At 63.2% G+C, this 16552-nt stretch carries 15 protein-coding genes, 1 tRNA gene and 1 pseudogene; 5 read left to right on the top strand and 12 right to left on the bottom strand.

Annotated features, from left to right (window positions below; translation table 11 throughout):
• Positions 1-22: 22 nt before the first annotated feature.
• From BCEP18194_RS10235 to BCEP18194_RS10220, 4 genes are all read right to left on the bottom strand, one after another.
• Entirely contained in the window at positions 23-487 is a 465-nt protein-coding gene (locus tag BCEP18194_RS10235) for an ion channel (RefSeq protein WP_011351211.1), read from the bottom strand.
• Positions 488-744: 257 nt separating this feature from the next.
• A complete protein-coding gene (locus BCEP18194_RS10230) occupies positions 745-1515 on the bottom strand; it encodes an SDR family oxidoreductase (protein ID WP_011351210.1) in 771 nt (256 codons plus the stop codon).
• Positions 1516-1540: 25 nt separating this feature from the next.
• Complete coding sequence (locus BCEP18194_RS10225) at positions 1541-2395, bottom strand: alpha/beta fold hydrolase (protein ID WP_011351209.1); 855 nt, start codon at positions 2393-2395, stop codon at positions 1541-1543.
• A 45-nt stretch (positions 2396-2440) separates the two neighbouring features.
• Positions 2441-3208, bottom strand: a complete 768-nt coding sequence (locus BCEP18194_RS10220; RefSeq protein ID WP_244272928.1) for an alpha/beta hydrolase — start codon at positions 3206-3208, stop codon at positions 2441-2443.
• Positions 3209-3279: 71 nt separating this feature from the next.
• On the opposite strand from BCEP18194_RS10220, the gene BCEP18194_RS10215 reads away from it, so the two are divergent.
• Together BCEP18194_RS10215 and BCEP18194_RS42430 are read left to right on the top strand one after the other, a co-directional pair.
• On the top strand, positions 3280-3897 hold the full coding sequence (locus BCEP18194_RS10215; protein ID WP_011351207.1) for a CGNR zinc finger domain-containing protein: 618 nt from the start codon (positions 3280-3282) through the stop codon (positions 3895-3897).
• A 102-nt stretch (positions 3898-3999) separates the two neighbouring features.
• Positions 4000-4059, top strand: a pseudogene (locus tag BCEP18194_RS42430) (hypothetical protein); the annotation flags it as partial.
• Between the two features lie 71 nt (positions 4060-4130).
• On the opposite strand, the gene BCEP18194_RS10210 reads toward BCEP18194_RS42430, so the two are convergent.
• From BCEP18194_RS10210 to BCEP18194_RS10185, 5 genes are all read right to left on the bottom strand, one after another.
• Positions 4131-4475 (bottom strand): cupin domain-containing protein, encoded by a 345-nt coding sequence (locus BCEP18194_RS10210; protein ID WP_011351206.1) that lies wholly within the window; start codon positions 4473-4475, stop codon positions 4131-4133.
• Between the two features lie 288 nt (positions 4476-4763).
• Complete coding sequence (locus BCEP18194_RS10205; RefSeq protein WP_041492761.1) at positions 4764-5669, bottom strand: Imm72 family immunity protein; 906 nt, start codon at positions 5667-5669, stop codon at positions 4764-4766.
• Between the two features lie 696 nt (positions 5670-6365).
• Complete coding sequence (locus BCEP18194_RS10195) at positions 6366-7442, bottom strand: Imm72 family immunity protein (RefSeq protein WP_011351203.1); 1077 nt, start codon at positions 7440-7442, stop codon at positions 6366-6368.
• Positions 7439-8911, bottom strand: a complete 1473-nt coding sequence (locus tag BCEP18194_RS10190; protein WP_011351202.1) for a hypothetical protein — start codon at positions 8909-8911, stop codon at positions 7439-7441. Before BCEP18194_RS10190 ends, BCEP18194_RS10195 begins: the two co-directional genes overlap by 4 nt.
• Positions 8908-11679, bottom strand: coding sequence for a type VI secretion system Vgr family protein (locus BCEP18194_RS10185; protein WP_011351201.1), 2772 nt, complete (start codon positions 11677-11679; stop codon positions 8908-8910). The genes BCEP18194_RS10190 and BCEP18194_RS10185 overlap by 4 nt, the downstream gene beginning before the upstream one ends.
• A gap of 399 nt (positions 11680-12078) precedes the next feature.
• On the opposite strand from BCEP18194_RS10185, the gene BCEP18194_RS10180 reads away from it, so the two are divergent.
• Positions 12079-12153: transfer RNA gene (locus BCEP18194_RS10180), tRNA-Gly, on the top strand.
• A gap of 134 nt (positions 12154-12287) precedes the next feature.
• Complete coding sequence (gene trmB, locus BCEP18194_RS10175) at positions 12288-13055, top strand: tRNA (guanosine(46)-N7)-methyltransferase TrmB (protein WP_011351200.1); 768 nt, start codon at positions 12288-12290, stop codon at positions 13053-13055.
• 111 nt (positions 13056-13166) lie between these two features.
• Here trmB and BCEP18194_RS10170 read toward each other — a convergent pair whose 3' ends face one another.
• The 3 genes from BCEP18194_RS10170 to BCEP18194_RS10160 form a co-directional block, all read right to left on the bottom strand.
• A complete protein-coding gene (locus BCEP18194_RS10170) occupies positions 13167-13997 on the bottom strand; it encodes an undecaprenyl-diphosphate phosphatase (protein ID WP_011351199.1) in 831 nt (276 codons plus the stop codon).
• A gap of 81 nt (positions 13998-14078) precedes the next feature.
• Positions 14079-14660, bottom strand: a complete 582-nt coding sequence (locus BCEP18194_RS10165; RefSeq protein ID WP_011351198.1) for a DUF1439 domain-containing protein — start codon at positions 14658-14660, stop codon at positions 14079-14081.
• On the bottom strand, positions 14657-14974 hold the full coding sequence (locus tag BCEP18194_RS10160; protein ID WP_034195806.1) for a YkgJ family cysteine cluster protein: 318 nt from the start codon (positions 14972-14974) through the stop codon (positions 14657-14659). The genes BCEP18194_RS10165 and BCEP18194_RS10160 overlap by 4 nt, the downstream gene beginning before the upstream one ends.
• Positions 14975-15146: 172 nt before the next feature.
• Between BCEP18194_RS10160 and hemN the strand changes: the two genes are divergently transcribed.
• Positions 15147-16538: an oxygen-independent coproporphyrinogen III oxidase gene (hemN, locus tag BCEP18194_RS10155; protein WP_011351196.1), complete on the top strand. Its 1392-nt coding sequence runs from the start codon at positions 15147-15149 to the stop codon at positions 16536-16538.
• Positions 16539-16552 lie beyond the last annotated feature (14 nt).

Below are 16552 nucleotides of genomic sequence, written 5' to 3'. Positions count from 1 at the left end.
CGCCGCGGGCTGCAGGCGTGCGCTACCGTGGCGGACGATCGCGCTGCAGCCGCTGCGTGATCGCGGAGAAGTCCGCCTGGATCACCGCGAAGATGAACGCGGTCGACATCCCGAACAGCAGCACGCCGCACGATGCTTCAATTGCACCGAGCATCCGCCAGTTCGCGGCCGGGACGATGCCCGACGCGCCGCGCGTCGACATCGTGTCGATCGAGAAGAACAGTGCATCGCTGAACGAGCCGATCGCACCGACCTGCACGAAGGTCGCGCCCCACGCGATCGCTTCCAGCGTATGCAGCAGCCCGAGCGCGATGCAGATCAGCGCGATGATGCCCGTCACCTTGCGCAGTTGTTCGTGGATATCGTCGCGACGCACGTCGAGCGCTTCGCGAAGGCGGCGCGCAACGACCGCCAGCCCGACCATCGCCGCGGTGTGCATGAGGATCGTGGTCATGCCGAGCAGGATGCCGATCGTCCAGCTTTCCATGGGAGGCCTTTGGGGTCGGGGGCGGCTGCGGGGATTGGCGGAAGATTAACACTGGGGCCGCGCAATGGCGCAATCGCGCGGGCGGGTGGCAACGGGTATCCGGTCGCCGCACCGGGCGCGATGCCGGGCCATGCGACGAACGGCGCGCGTCGCTGCTGCCTGATTCGCGTGAACACTGCAGCCATCGGCGGATCGCAGTCAGCAGTAACGTTCAGGTGCGGAAACGAAACGGGGTTCGCCCATGGCGAACCTCGACATCAGACCGACTTCACTTCCCCGCCGTCCATCCGCAGCGCCGAACCCGTCATCCAGTGCGCGGCCGGCGACACGACGAACGCGATCAGTTCCGCGATCTCCTCCGGCGTGCCGTACCGTGCGATGCCCGCATCGACCGGAAACCGGGCCGTCGCCTCGTCGACGCTCATGCCGTGCAGCGGCGCCCAATGCTCGAGGTACGAACGCCGGCGGCCCGTCATCACCGGCCCCGGCAGTACGCTGTTGACCTGTACGCCATCGGTGATGCCGCGATCGGAGAATGCCTTCGCGAGCGCGATGATCGCCGCGTTGATCGTGCCGACCGCCGCATACGGCGCCTTCGGAAACAGCGCCGAGTTGCCGGACATCAGCACGACCGAGCCCGCGCTGGCCTTCAGCGACGGCCACGCGGCAATCGTCAGGCGCCGCGCGCCGTGCAGCTTCAGCGCCAGGCCTTGCTCCCACTGCGCGTCGGTCATCTCGAACACGTCGATCTGCGGGACCGCGCCCGCGATGTTCAGCAGCGCGTCGATCCGGCCGAACGCGCCGAGTGTGTCGTCGACCACGCGCTGCGCCGCCTCCGGCGCGGCAAGATCGACGTCAATCACGAGACACGCGGCACCGGCCGCTTTCACGTCGATCGCAGTCTGCTCGAGATTCGCGCGGTTGCGCGCGACGAGCGTGATCGCGTCGAAATCCCGTGCGAGCCGGACCGCGGTCGAACGGCCGATCCCCTGGCTCGCGCCGGTCACGATGGCCACTCTGTCGGACATGATGTTTCTCCTGGGTCGGAACGGATCAGCGAACGAGGAATGCCGACATCGCCTCGGCGATCTCCGCCGCATGCGTTTCCAGCGCGAAATGGCCAGTGTCGAAAAACCGTACGTCGGCGTCCGGGAGGTCGCGCCGGAACGCCAGCGCGCCGGCCGGCAGAAAGAACGGATCGTTCTTCCCCCACACGGCGAGGAACGGCGGACGGTGCGTGCGGAAGTATTCCTGGAACGCCGGGTACAGCGCGACGTTGCTTCGGTAGTCGCGGAACAGGTCGAGCTGGACCTCGTGCGCACCGGGCCGGCCCAGGTAGTAGTAGTCGAGCGAGTAGCCGTCGGGCGACACCGCGGCCGGATCGGGCGTGCCGTGCGTGTACTGCCAGATCGTCGTGTCACGTGCGAGCAGCGCGCGAAGCGCATCCCGGTTCGCGGCCGACGGATCGTGCCAGTACGTGCGGATCGGGTTCCAGCCGTCGCTCAGGCCTTCTTCGTACGCATTGCCGTTCTGCGACACGATCGCGGTGATCCGCTCTGGATGCCGCAGCGCGAGCCGGAAGCCGGTCGGTGCGCCGTAGTCGAACACGTAGACCGCGAAGCGATCGAAGCCGATCACTTCCGTGAAGCGCTCGATCACGTTCGCGATGTTGTCGAACGTATACGTAAAGGCGTCTCTGGCAGGCATGTCCGACTGCCCGAAGCCGGGCAGATCCGGCGCGACGATATGGAAGCGGTCGGCCAGCGCCGGGATCAGGTCGCGGAACATGTGGCTCGCGCTCGGGAAGCCGTGCAGCAGCAACAGCTTCGGCGCGCCGGGCAGCGCGGACTCGCGGTAGAACACGTTGAAGCCGTCAACGTCGGCGCGACGGTAGGTGATGGCAGCCATGGTCTGTCTCCTTGAGGAACAGTGCTCGGGGAAAGTGAACGGACGTCAGCGGGCAGCAACCGTCCGCAGCGCGTCGACGATCACGTGGGTCACGATGTCGGGCGCCGTCACGATCGGCGTGTGGTCGACAGCGTGCGAATTCACGCGTGCCTTCATGCGCTCTGCGGTGAATCGCTGCGTGGCCGGATCGATCATCCGGTCCTGCTCGGCGATCAGGAACCAGCTCGGACGGTCGCGCCACAGCGGACGCCCGACCGCCTCGCCGATGCACGCCGCCGCAATCGGTCGCTGCACTGCCGCGAGCACCGCGAGTTGCTGCGGCGTTGCGTGCTGCGCGAAAGCCCGTGGAGACGCGTCCGTCGGCAGCCAGATGAAGCCGTGCCGATCCGGCGCGAGCTGCGGCGCCTGCGGATGCGGCTCGCCACGATGGAATACATCGCCGACCGTTTCGCCTTCATCCGGCGCGAGTGCGGCGACATAGACCAGCCCCGCGACATTGGCCGCCCGCGTCGCCCCGATCACCGCACCGGCATATGCGTGGCCGGCCAGCACGACAGGGCCGTCGATCCGTTCGAGCACCCGGTCGAGCGCGGCGATGTCATCGCCCAGCGAAGTCAGCGGCAACGGCGCCGCGATTGCGTTGATCCCCTGCCGCTGGAGACGCTCGATGACCGCGCCCCAGCTCGACCCGTCCGCCCATGCGCCGTGCACGAGCACTGCACTCACGTTGCCGTATGACATCTCCCGCTCCTTTGAGAAAGCTGAATGACGCACTAAAGTAACCGCCTTGATATTCACAATCAGGTTACTCAAAGCGAGAGTAACTTGTCAAGGCGGTTTTTAGTGGTTACGATGCGTCATCACCTTCGCCTGCCTCCCCCGTCATGGACTACCTGCCGATTCCCGCGATCTTCGTCGCCGACGCGCCTGGCCTCGACTTCCTGAACTCCGTCGCAACGCCGGTGGATCAGGAGGTTGACTGGATCCGCGACGGCGAAGGCTTGCTGGCGTGGCTGGAACAGGCCGGCATGGTGCCGGCGGACGCACTCGCGGCACTGCGGTCGCATTCGACGCCGGCCGAGTTCGACGCGGTCGCGGCGCAGGCGCGTGCGCTACGCGAATGGTTCAGGGCATTCGTCCGCGCACGGAAAGGACGGCCGCTGGCTGCCGCGGACCTGAGCGAACTCGAGCGGCTGAATCAGCTGCTGGAGCGGGACGAACGATATGAAGAACTCGTCGCGGACGACGCGAACGGTTTTGCACTTCGGGAAAAACGGCGCTGGCGATCGCCGGAGTCGCTTCTGATGCCGATCGCGCAAGCGCTCACGAAGCTCGTTTGCGACGAGGACTTCACGTATGTGAAGGCATGCGAGGGCCCGCGGTGCACGCTGATGTTCGCGGATCACACGCGCGGGCACGCGCGGCGGTGGTGCAGCATGGCGATTTGCGGCAATCGCGCGAAAGCGGCCGCGCATCGGAAGCGGGTGAAGGAGCGGGGGTAACGTGGTGCGACCGGAGCCGCCCATCGGGCGATGCCCGTTTATCGGTGAGGCGCCCCCGGCAACCTAAGTAGGAAGTGCCGCTTTACTGCTGCACACGAACTCGGCCACATGGTCCTGCATCCGGACCGGAGCGAACTTTATCGAGTCGGAATCTCCCGCTGACCCTCCCGGCTCCGTGAACCGGGAGAGTATCGAGCGACGACAGTATGCGTGGCTCGAATTGACCGGCCCGCTCAGGCGAACACGAAGTACTTGCGCACCGTTTCCACCACTTCCCACGTCCCTTTCATGCCGGGTTCGATCACGAACACATCGCCGGCTTTCAGGTGCACCGCTTCCTCGCCTTCCGGCGTGATGATGCAGTAGCCGTCGAGGAAGTGGCAGTACTCCCATTTCTCGTAGTTCACCTCGAACTTGCCCGGCGTGCAAATCCAGGTGCCCATGATCTTGCTGCCGTCCTTCGAGACGTAGGCGTTCAGGTTCACGGTGTGCGGATCGCCACCGATGCGCTTCCACTTGGTCGCATCGAGGACGGGGGTCGGGCAGGTTTTGCGCAGAACGGTGATGAAATCGGACATGTCGGCTCCAGACTAACGATCGTGTAAGAGGCCTGTCACGTTAGTTCGAAAGCGTGGTGGGGACTTGTATGCTTCCGACGCTGACTCGTCTATTTTCGACACCGGCCCGCGTGAGGGCACTCCGCCTCGGCGGTTATTCAATTGTCCGGTTGAGGATCGGCACAATGCCAAATGTCCATGCCCCACGCTGTGCGCTGCGGCCCCGGCATGAACCGAATCTTTCACCGCCGGGCTTTGCCGGTAAACGCCGCGCGGGCAAGGCTCGCCGGGCAGCACCCGTAGCCTCAATTACGCGACGGGCTTGGGGAAGTAAGTTTCCTCCTCCGCCGGAATGCTGCCGTCCCGGTAACGCCTGTCTTCCCACAGCAGCCGCCAGCGCACCACCTGTTCGTCGTTGGTCCCTTCCAGCAGGTATTGGTGGGCAACACTGCCTTTGAGGAAGTAGCTCGGACAGCCCACCTTGCCGGCCGGAAACCACGGCTCCCAGATACCCTCGACTGGAATCTCCTGATCGCTGTAAATCTCGCCGCTTGCGGATTCGTTCTTCGGCGGACAGGGAGGAAGCGATGCGGGATAGCTGCGACCGGGTGGCCAATATCGCCATGCAGGAAAAAACGGATCCTGAAACAACGATTCATACGTCCAATGCTTGAACACCCGAGTGCCGCCGTCGGCACGCTTGCCATAGGTCAGGTATTCGGAAAAATTGAGCCCGACAGTGCACTTGAGCGCCAGACAGCTCAACTCTTCAATCCACGCCCCTTCCGCATACCCCGTTGCATATTCGAAATCCGAATAATCCGTATCCCTCACGCCAAGCGCGTGGAAAAACGGGTCGTATGTTCGACCGACCTCGTGCGCACTCCGCCCGAACAAAAGCTCGCCCCCCTTCTCGCTACCGGAGATGAGCGCAACGTATGCCGATCGCTTGTTGGCGCCTTGTCGCAATGTCTCGATCCCTTGATCCATCCTCACCAACGCATTCAGGAAATCGCTGACATACGCTGCCTCCAATTCAGCCTGATTGGGGCTCGGCGTGTCCAATTGCCTGGCGTACGCGTGAAGAAAATCCCTGAACAGATCAACTGCATGATCCAGGAACGTAACGCTTGTCCATTTCTTGAGCAGGTAAAACGCTTTGGCGCGCGCGTCCAGCTCCTGCTCAGGAGTCATGGTCAGGGTATTCAGCATCATGGGTTCTGTTTTTCAGTCGATTGTTTGCCGGCATCGGCTATCGCTGCTTGATCGAGCGGAGACAACTTGCGAGGCTTGTGGCCATCCCGCGACGTACTCGGGAGCGGATGGATTCCCATTTCTCGACACTCATCATCTCCGCAAGCTGACGGACAGTGAATCGGACACGGTGACAAATGCGTTCTCCGTTTGCCCAAACTGCCCTGCCATCAGCGGCTTCATTTCTCGGACGACGCTCACACGTACCGAGAAACGCTCTATGGAGAAGTGGCTGAGCTGGTGCGGGAGTGGATATCTCAGGATTCGTGCGGGAGGCCGATGTATAGCGCCCACGCCAATTCGATAATCCTCTCCTCCACCTTGCCTGCCTCGAGTCCCGGAATGTCTTCGAGAAGTAACAGGACGCCGTCAATGAAAGCTGCTCGCGAGAGATCGGATCTGAAGTCTTCGTGAACTGCCACCGCCAGATGAATCTGCTCGGTGGTTGGTCTTCCCTATCCAACGTGATCATCTTGAGGTGCACCACGTGCTCAGGCTGTGCCGGATCCTGGTTCTTGCGGAACCGATCGACGTAGAAATACCCGGCCCCTTGTCGTCACGCAGCAACGATGTGACATTGAATGTCAGTCATCCAAGATCCGCGTCACACAGCACAACCTGTTGCACGTGCGAATACCCTCGTGGCTCAGCAGTTATTCAATTGTCCGGTTGAGGATCGGCATAATGCCAAATGACCATGCCCCACGCAGTGCGCTGCGGCCCCGGCATAGGCGCTCCGGCCTCGACATGAACCGAATCTTTCACCGCCGGGCTTTGCCAGTAACCGGTGCGCGGACAAGGCTCGCCGGGCAGCACCCGTAGCCTCGGTTGTGCGACGGGCTTGGGGAAGTACGTTTCTTCCTCCGCCGGGATGCTGCCGTCCCGATAACGCTTGTCTTCCCACAGCAGTCGCCAGCGCACCACCTGTTCGTCGTTGGACCCTTCCAGCAGGTACTGGTGGGCAACACTGCCTCTGAGGAAGTAGCTCGGACAGCCCACCTTGCCGGACGGTAACCATGGCTCCCAGATACCCTCGACGGGAATCTCCTGATCGCTGTAAATCTCGCCGCTTGCGGATTCGTTCTTCGGCGGACAGGGCGGAAGCGATGCGGGATAGGTGCGACCGGGTGGCCAATACCGCCAAGCCGGAAGCGGTGCATTTTCGAACATGGATTCATAGGTCCAATGCTCAAAAACGCGGGTTCCGCCATCCTCACGTGTTCCGTATGCAAGCATCCCGATATAACCGAATCCGACCGAGCACTTGAGCGCGTAGCAAATCAATCTCTCGATCCACACCCCCTCCGCGAAGCCAGTGGCATACACCGGGTCCGAAAAATTGGTGTCCTTCAGTCCCAGTGAATGAAAAAAAGGATCGTATTTACGACCGATTTCAAGCGCACTCCGTCCAAACAACAGGTCGCCACCTTGCTGGCTTCCTATAACCAACGCGTCGTATGCTGCTCGTTTGTCAAGACCTCGGCGCAATGCATCGATGCCTTGATCCATTTGCACCAGTGCCCCCAGGAAATCATGTACGTAGGCTTCCTCAAGCTCCACCTGATTTGGGCTCGGTGTGTCCAGTTGTTTTGCGTACGCGCCGAGAAAGTCCCGATATAGTCCAACGGCGTATTCCAGGAACGTGAAACTCGTCCACTTCTTGAGCAGATAAAACGCCTTTGCTCGCGCATCCTGTTCCTGCTCCGGGGTCATGGTCAAAATATTCAACATCATGGAACCTGTTCGTCCGTCAATTGTTTGCCTGCATCGGATATCGCTCTCCGCGCGTAACCTTCCTGCCTGATCTTGGCCGATCGCTCACGCTCGGCCAGCATGAGCGCTCGTGCAGTTGCTTGATCGGGTAGCTTAACGTCAGTCCAATGCGTCCGAAGCGCCTTGAGCTGCCCGTTCGCGAGCTGTGCATCTATCCATTTTTTCACGGGTGCATTGAACTTGTTGTCAAAGTCCACGAAGAATTGAAGGTCACCCCCGACCAGCAAGCGCATGGTGGCAACCTCCTTTTCGTCGTCCCATTGCTCCGCAATCCGCCCCTTCCACAGGCGCATCCCGTTCCATCCAGCTGGGACTTCGATGCCGAGCTTTTCCATTGCCTCGCGCGTCGGCACCTTTATCTTCACATAGCTGCCATTCATGCTCCACGCGTGCTTGATCGCGCTATAGATACGCCACCAGAGTCCGTTTGGAGCAAGAGTATCGGTCCAAAATTTGCCTGGGATTGTCCGTGGGCTGGCCAGGTAACGCGTGTCGACCACACGAATCATCACCTCGCCCGGCGCTCGAGTAATCGCTTCAATCGGCACCTTGGAGCTGAACGTACCGATGGCCTCCCCCACTTCAAAGGTGCGAAGGTCGGACCACCCTTCTTTATGTACGTATTGCTTGAGGGTCATCGGCTTGTGCCCCAGGCTCTTCGTCTCCTCGGCCAGGTGAGCCAGGCGCGCCTCCTCGGTCATCGTCCGAGTGGTGCCGCTCCCCACCTTCACATCCGCCCAGGTGCCCTCCACCATATGGCCTCGCACACGCTCCAGCAACTGCATCAGATCCTTGAAGGCCAGCGCGATTTGCGTGTCCCCCAGCTTGCGCAGCTCCTCCAGCATCGGCAGCAGCTTCCGGATGTAACTCTCCACCCGCGCCGGGATAACAGACCCGAGGCGGTTCAGAATGAAATGCAACGCCTTGCCGATGCGATCCAGCAACATGCCGAACGCGTTTTTCACGGCAGCCTGATACTTGTTGAAGTCCAGTTTCCTGAGCCACTCCACGGCATTGCCAAAGCCGGCCTTGCGGATCAAGGCCAGGATTTCCTGGCATAGCTTGACCAGATCTTCGGATTTGCTGACCGCTCGCATCAACAACTTGCCGATGCCCTTGAGCAAACCTCCGACCACCGGAACGACCGCGACAAGGCAAAGCACGAGCGCCACCCACTCCCACCCGTCGTGCCGGACCTTCGGGTCGTCGCACATGCGAAGCGCGATGGCGATCGCATCGCGCGCGGCCGTGACCTCTCCGGCGACAGGGAACATGCTGATGACGGCATCGATGATGATCGAGCCCGTATTGCGCTTTTGCGAGAACTCCCCCGCGACGACGCCGACGACGGTATCGCCGACTGTAGTCGCGCCGCTCCAGATATAGTCACCGACCTCGGATGCCGCCTGGCTGACCCAACTGCTGCTCATGCCCGACCTCCTTGCATCCGGTCCAGGGAGGCTTGCATGTCGAATTCGTCCCAATCAGCCTTGTAGCTGGGATTTTTCTCGGTAGCCTTGATTTCGTAGGGTCGGCTGTCCTCGCCCAACTCGATGCGCCCCGGTCCTTGCGGCGCCCCCGTCAGATCTGCCATGCCTTTGCTGTCGACGGTGCCGGAAAAGGTCGCGCCGTTGTCGTAGTGGATAGTGAACTTGGCGCCCTGCACGGGCGTGTCGTCGTGGTAATGGTATTGCAGCGCTGCAACACCACGGGAGGTCGGCGCAGGCGACAGCGGATAGTCGATCCGCGTCGGCCCGCTGAATGCATGCTGCCCCCCCTTCACATCGATCGTTCCCGGCGCGTGAATCTCGATGTTGCCGCCCTTGAGCCGGATATAGGCGCCCCCCGAGGTAAGCAGAATCTCCTGCTGCGCCGCCACCTCGATCTTCTCGGTGGACGACAGGACCTTGACCGTTTTCTGGGCCGTTATTTCGATATTGTCCGAATGCGCCTGAACCTCCACCTTGCCCTTGGCCGCAAACAGCTTCATCCCGGCGTTTTGCGCAAACAGGCTGATCTTCTCCGCCACACTCGCAACCAGTGACTTCCCGCTGGCGATGAACGTGCTCTGGCCGCTCACCAGATTCGTTTGCTGATCGCTCGACACATGCACGGATGCCTGCGTCGACAGTGCGATCCCGGCAGGACTCGCCACCAGCATGACGGGTGTCTTGAACGCGTTCACACTCCCGGCACCGCCTCCCGCCGTCCGCCCGCCCGACTGCGAGCCTTGCACGCTGCTTTGCGTCGCATCGGTAAACGTCTTCAGCGCGTCATGCCCTTCTCCCAGGCTTTCCGCCTGATGCATCGTGCTGACCTGCGACATGGCCTCGATCATGCTCTCGGCATTGACGAGCTGCTGTTGCGCTTCGCGAACGTCGAGCGGTTGGCTGTTCGCCGACTTGGGATACGTCGACACATACAGCCCCCGCGAAGCACGCACGGCGCCGTATGTATCCGTCCGCAGATCGAAGCCCGATCCGAGATAGGCACCGCGAGTATTGCCGCTTTGTTCGATGAGATAGCCCAGATGCAGCACACTGTTCGCGCTGCTGCTCATCAACTGCACGCGGTTCTGGCCCGTCGCGTCGTCCATCACCATCTGGTTATAACCGCTGCCGCCATACTCTTTCGAGCGATGGCCCGACAGGATCCCGTCGCTATGCCATTGCGGGCTGACCGCACCGTTGTAGACGCGATGCAGCACGATGGGCCGATCACAATCGCCGCCGACGTAACCGACGATGACTTCCTCGCCGACTCGCGGAATATGCACACCGCCGTAGCCGCCGCCGGTATCCGATTGCGCCACTCTGATCCAGCACGACGCGCCGGCATCTCCCGGGTTCTGCCGGTCCCAGACGAACATCACCTTCACACGGTTCAGCTCGTCGGTATGGACCTCTTCCCCCTGCGGCCCAACGACGATCGCCGTCTCGAGATGCATCTCCGGCTTCGCGTGCTCGAACGGGCTGCGATACGGAACCGTGGTGCGTTGCGCCTCCACTTCGATCAGATAGAAGCCGGCCGAACCGTCATCGTGGTGAATTGACGCACCCGTGTACCCTGCTTTCACACGCTCCAGGTTGGATTGCATGCTATGGGGAAAGCGGGTCTCGTGATCCGACAGCGGCAGGTTGTTCTCGATGTAGCGTCGAACCTTGATCGCGGCAAACTCGCGTTGCTCGGCCGAATCGCGATCGTGTTCCGGATGGCCCGTCAACGTGAAGCGCAGGCCGGCATCGATCCCGCGCGCTCCCCCGCTTCCGACGAATCGCTTGGCGCGCGACTCCCATTCTTCCAGATGGATTTTCGACAGGTGCTCGCCTCGGTCCTGACGTCCATAGGTGTAGGCGCCCGTGTACTCGTAGACTTCGGCCCGTTCCGGCAGATTTCCCTGGCCGGCCTTCGTCGGCAACGACGTTCCGTTCGGACTGTCGGCGGACGACGGCGCCTTGTAGTCGAACGTGCGGGTCGTATGGACGGTGCTTTGCAGAGTTCGCGAACCCGCCCACTGCGTGAACGCATCCGTGTCGCTGCCGGTGCCCGACCGATTGAATCCGATCGGGTTGGGCGACACCTCGTCCAGCGCATGAATATCGTCGGTCACGACCAGCGTATGCGACTTGCCGTCCTTGCCCTGGCGCCAAAAGCCGAACAGGCCCTCTTCTTCCATCAGCCGATGGACAAAATTCCAGTCGGTTTCGCTCTGACGGCAGTACGAGCGCGAGGGCAGCGGTTTCGACAGCGCAAATTGATACTGTCCACGAGCCTGCGGATGCACATCGAATACGTCAGCGATGATGCGGTCGACGCTGTTGTCCTGCCAGTACCGCATGTCGCGCCGAAATTTGAGGAAGTACATCCATGGCGCGACGACAAGCTGATAGCTGGAAAGGCTGCCGTCACTGCCCAGCCTGCGCGCCGTGTGGATATAACCGTTGACTGGCAGATAAGACTTGTTCGCCTGCTGAATCCACAGCGTCATCGGTTGAGCGATCAACGCCTTGAGTTCGATGTCGCCCGCCGTGGATACCATGTCGAGCGTGACGCTGAAGTCGCGACCGAGCTCGGAACAGGTCACGACCCGGCGCGGGATGAGCGCATTGTCCGGCAACGACGGTACGTCCGTCTTGAGCAATCGATCTTGTTGGATCAGGCCACCACGAATAGCCTGAGCTAATTCAGTCATGTTCATGCGTTATCCATCTTCTTATTTGTTGCAAGCCTACGGGTGGCTTGCGCTCTCACGAGGACGGCTCCCCGGTTATGTCGGCGGAATTGTAGCGGAGCCGGCAAGTCGTGAGAATGTCGCCCGCCAGGGCCGGCAACATGTCGAACCTGCCGCTCACATACGAATCGCTCGAGAAGCGTATTCGGCACATCCGTCGGGCCGTTGAAGTTCGGCCCCGATACGACAGCGCGCAGAACGGATGTGCCTTGCGCCTGGACGGTAGGTCCCGTGAATGGCAGCGGGCTCGCCCGACACCGCCGGCGACGCCACCGCTCCAGCATCGAGCGATGCCCGTCTCGCTGCGACCGCCCAAAACCTCCCGCTTGCCATCCCCACCCGAACCCCTGTAGAATTGCGCGTTCTGCGGGCGTCGTATAATGGCCATTACCTCAGCTTCCCAAGCTGATGACGTGGGTTCGATTCCCATCGCCCGCTCCACTTTCCGGCTGCATCGCAGCCTGCGCATGAGCCGCCTCGTCGAAGGCGGCTTTTTTGTACCATGTGCCGGTTCCCCCGGCCCACTGCTGCGCGCAACGGGCCCTCGCCCGCAACCGAGCCTTTCTCTGTCACCGATGATGCACGACGATCCGAACGAAGCCGGCCTGCCGCCGCACGACGACGCCATTCCCGACGAAGCCGCCGAAGGCGCCGACGCAGTCAATCCGCTGCACCACCGCCGCATCCGCAGCTTCGTGACGCGCGCCGGCCGTGTGTCGACTGGCCAGCGCCGCGCGATGGACGAACTCGGCCCGCGCTTCGTGGTGCCGTATGCGCCGGAGCTGCCCGACTGGAACGCGGTGTTCGGCCGCAGTGCACCGCGCATCCTCGAGATCGGCTTCGGGATGGGCGCATCGACCGCGGAAATCGCCGCGAACCGCCCGGGTGACGACTTCCTCGGCGTCGAAGTGCACGAACCGGGCGTCGGCGCGCTGCTGAAGCTGATCGGCGAGCAGGACCTGTCGAACATCCGCATCATCCAGCACGACGCGGTCGAAGTGCTCGAGCACATGCTCGCACCGGAAAGCCTCGACGGCGTGCACATCTTCTTCCCCGATCCGTGGCACAAGGCGCGCCACCACAAGCGCCGGCTGATCCAGCCGCCGCTCGTCGCGCATCTCGTATCGCGCCTGAAGCCCGGTGCGTACATTCACTGCGCGACCGACTGGCAGAACTATGCGGAGCAGATGCTCGAAGTGCTCGGCGCGGAGCCGACGCTCGAAAACACGGCCGCCGACTACGCACCGCGCCCCGACTACCGCCCGGTGACGAAGTTCGAACGGCGCGGGCTGCGGCTCGGCCACGGCGTGTGGGACCTGGTGTTCCGTAAGCGCGCAGCCTGAGTTCTCCTGCTGCGGCAGCGCACGTCGCTCCGCTCCGGACAAGAAAAAGCCCGACCGGCCTATGCCGATCGGGCTTTTTTCATGCGAGGCGCGCCCGCCTTCGGGTTCGCGTCACGCCCAGTTCAGCCAGCCGCTGTACCCGACCAGCAGCACGAACAGCCCGAATGCGATCCGGTACCACGCGAACACCGTGAAATCGTGCGACGCGACATAGCGCAGCAGCCAGCGCACGCACACGAACGCGCTGACGAATGCCGCGACGGCGCCCAGCACGAACAGGCCGAGCGAATCGACGGTGAACGCCTGCCAGTCCTTCACGGTTTCATAGAGCGTCGCGCCGAAGATGATCGGGATCGCGAGGAAGAACGAGAATTCGGTGGCGACGCGCCGGTCGAGGCCGAACAGCATCCCGCCGATGATCGTCGAACCCGAGCGCGACATGCCGGGAATCAGCGCGAAGCACTGCGCGATACCGACCTTGAGCGCGTCGAGCGGCGTCAGTTCATCGACCGACATCACGCGCGGCGGCTCGCGGCGCTCGCGCTGCCGCGCCTCGGCCCACAGGATGATCGCGCCGCCCACGACGAGCGCGAACGCGACGGGCACCGGCGAGAACAGCACGGCCTTGATCTTCTTCTCGAACAGAAGGCCGAGTGCGATCGCGGGAATCGTCGCGATCACGACGTTCAGCGTGAAGCGCCGCGCATCGGGCCGGCTCGGCAGCCCGGACACGATGGACGCGATCCGTTGCCGGTATTCCCAGCAGACCGCGAGGATCGCACCGAACTGGATCACGACGTCGAACGTCTTCGCATGTGAATCGTTGAAATTCAGGAAGCTGCCCGCGACGATCAGGTGACCGGTACTCGATACCGGCAGGAATTCCGTCAGCCCCTCGACGACGCCGAGGATCAAAGCCTTGCAGATCAGGATCCAGTCCATCCGTGGCCCAACTCCGAAATGGTCGAATGAATGGGCCACTCTTCCACGCGCGGCCCCCCTCCGGCCGAGCGCGGTTCGTCGTCACTTTTCGACGATCGCCACGCGTATGCCGTTTGTAAGAATCGTAATTGTACCGGGTTCGTAGTTCACTCCGGCAAATTGCAGTTGTTCGGGCTTGAACGTGTAGATCGGATAGTTGGTCAGCAACTGCGTCGCGAGCAGGCCGGCGGCCGCGCCAACCTGTTGCGCGTACATCTGCGCGTCGCCGTCGAGCGCGAGGCTGTCGACGGCCGGCGACTTCAGCACGACCGAGCGGCTGGGCGCGTCGTACGCGAGCTGGCCCGACACGGTGAACTTGCCGCTGACGGGCGCACGCAGGAACGGGCTCACGAAATGCGCGTCGAGCTGCACGGCGACGCGATTCTGGTCGGGCAGCAAGTTGACGGCCGGGTTCGCGAGCGACACGTCGACGACCTGCGCGACCGTCTTCTGGTACGGGAACTTGCGCGCGACGGCTTTCTGCACGTCACCGCGCGAGAACGTGTAGTGATCGGGGATGAACGGGAACGTCGACGCGCACGCGGCAAGCGAGAGCGTCACGCCGATGGCGCCGACGGTTGCGGCGAGAAAACGGCGCCGGCCGGGCGCGCAAGGTGCGGTCATGCTGAACACTCTCCTGGTTGCGACGGCCGCGTCGCGGCCTCGAGACGCGTGAGCCACGCGAGCGCGTCGTCGCGCGACGCGCCGCACATGTCCGCGGCCGGCTGCAACCCGGAACAGCACGCGGGCCGCTCGGGGCGGCCGAAGATCCGGCAGCGGAGGTCGTCACCGAGCTGCACGCAGCGCACGCCGGCCGGCTTGCCATCAGGCATGCCCGGAATCGGGCTGGAAATCGACGGCGCGATGCAGCACGCGCCGCAGCCCTCGCGGCACGCGTGCGGCGGCGGGACATCGGCTGGTGCCGGGCGGACAGGCAATTCGACGGACACTCGGCTCTCTCGAACGAACAACAAAAAACGGTGCGGCAACCGGACGCGGTGCCGGCAGCCCCACTCCGCATTGTGCCATCCCCGGCTGCGACGTTATTACACAATGCAGCCGAATCGCGCGTTTATATACTCGAAAGCATCTAAAAAGCGCGAGGTTGTCATGCGTTCAGGTTCTGCCGACACACTGTTCCGTCCCGATTTGCTCGCGAAGTACGGCGCGAACGGGCCGCGCTATACGTCGTACCCCACCGCGCTCCAGTTCCGCGACGATTTCGACCCGGCCGACTATTTGCGCGCCGCGAGCGACCCCGGCGCATCGTCGAGCGAGCTGTCGCTGTACTTCCACATTCCGTTCTGCAACACCGCGTGCTTCTACTGCGGCTGCAACAAGATCGCGACCAACAACCACCGCCGCGCGCGCCCGTATCTCGACCAGCTCAAGCGCGAGATGGCGCTGCAGGCCGCGCTGTTCGATCCCGCGCGCCCGGTCACGCAACTGCACTGGGGCGGCGGCACGCCTACCTTCCTGTCCGACGACGAAACGGCCGAGCTGATGGCGGCCACGCGCGAGCACTTCGCGCTCGCGCCGGATGCCGACGCCGAGTTCTCGATCGAGATCGACCCGCGCACGGTCACGCCCGCGACGCTCGTCCACCTGCGCACCATCGGCTTCAACCGGCTGAGCCTCGGCGTGCAGGATTTCGATCCGGTCGTGCAGCAGGCGATCAACCGCATCCAGCCGCTCGCGATGACGGCCGACCTGCTCTCCGCCGCGCGCACGACGGGCTTTCATTCGGTCAGCGTCGACCTGATCTACGGGCTGCCGCACCAGACCGTGTCCGTATTCGCGCGCACGCTCGAAACGATCATCGAACTCGCGCCCGACCGGCTGTCGGTGTTCGGCTACGCGCACATGCCGCACCTGTTCAAGATGCAGCGTCAGATCGACGACGCGACGCTGCCGCCGCCGGAAACGCGCATCGCGCTGCTCGGCCTCGCGATCGACATGCTGACGTCGGCCGGCTACGTGTACATCGGGATGGACCACTTCGCGCGGCCGTCCGACGAACTCGTGCGCGCGCAGAAGAACGGCACGCTGCAGCGCAATTTCCAGGGCTACAGCACGCGTGCGGATACCGATCTCGTCGGGTTCGGCGTGTCGTCGATCGGCAAGGTCGGCGACGTCTACGCGCAGAACGCGAAAGACCTGCCCGCCTACGGCGCCGCGCTCGACGCGGGCCGGCTGCCGATCGCGCGCGGCGTGCGGCTCACGCCCGACGACCGGCTGCGCCGCGACGTGATCACGCAACTGATGTGCAACCTCGACCTGCCGTTCTCGCATGTCGAGGCCGCGCACGGCATCCGCTTCGCCGATCATTTCGCGCGCGAACTCGACGCGCTGCGCCCGTTCGAGCGGGACGGGCTGCTGACGATCGCGGCCGACCGCCTGACGATCCACCCGGCCGGCCGGATGGTCGTGCGCAACATCGCGATGGCGTTCGACGCGTATCTCGGCCAGACGCAGCAGCAGCGCTATTCGCGCACGGTCTAGGGCCAGACGGCTCC

Origin of the sequence: Burkholderia lata (assembly GCF_000012945.1) — a bacterium.
Taxonomy (GTDB): Bacteria; Pseudomonadota; Gammaproteobacteria; order Burkholderiales; family Burkholderiaceae; genus Burkholderia; species Burkholderia lata.
The sequence above is the reverse complement of the archived record's forward strand: the minus strand, read 5'-3'. Positions and strand labels throughout refer to the sequence as shown.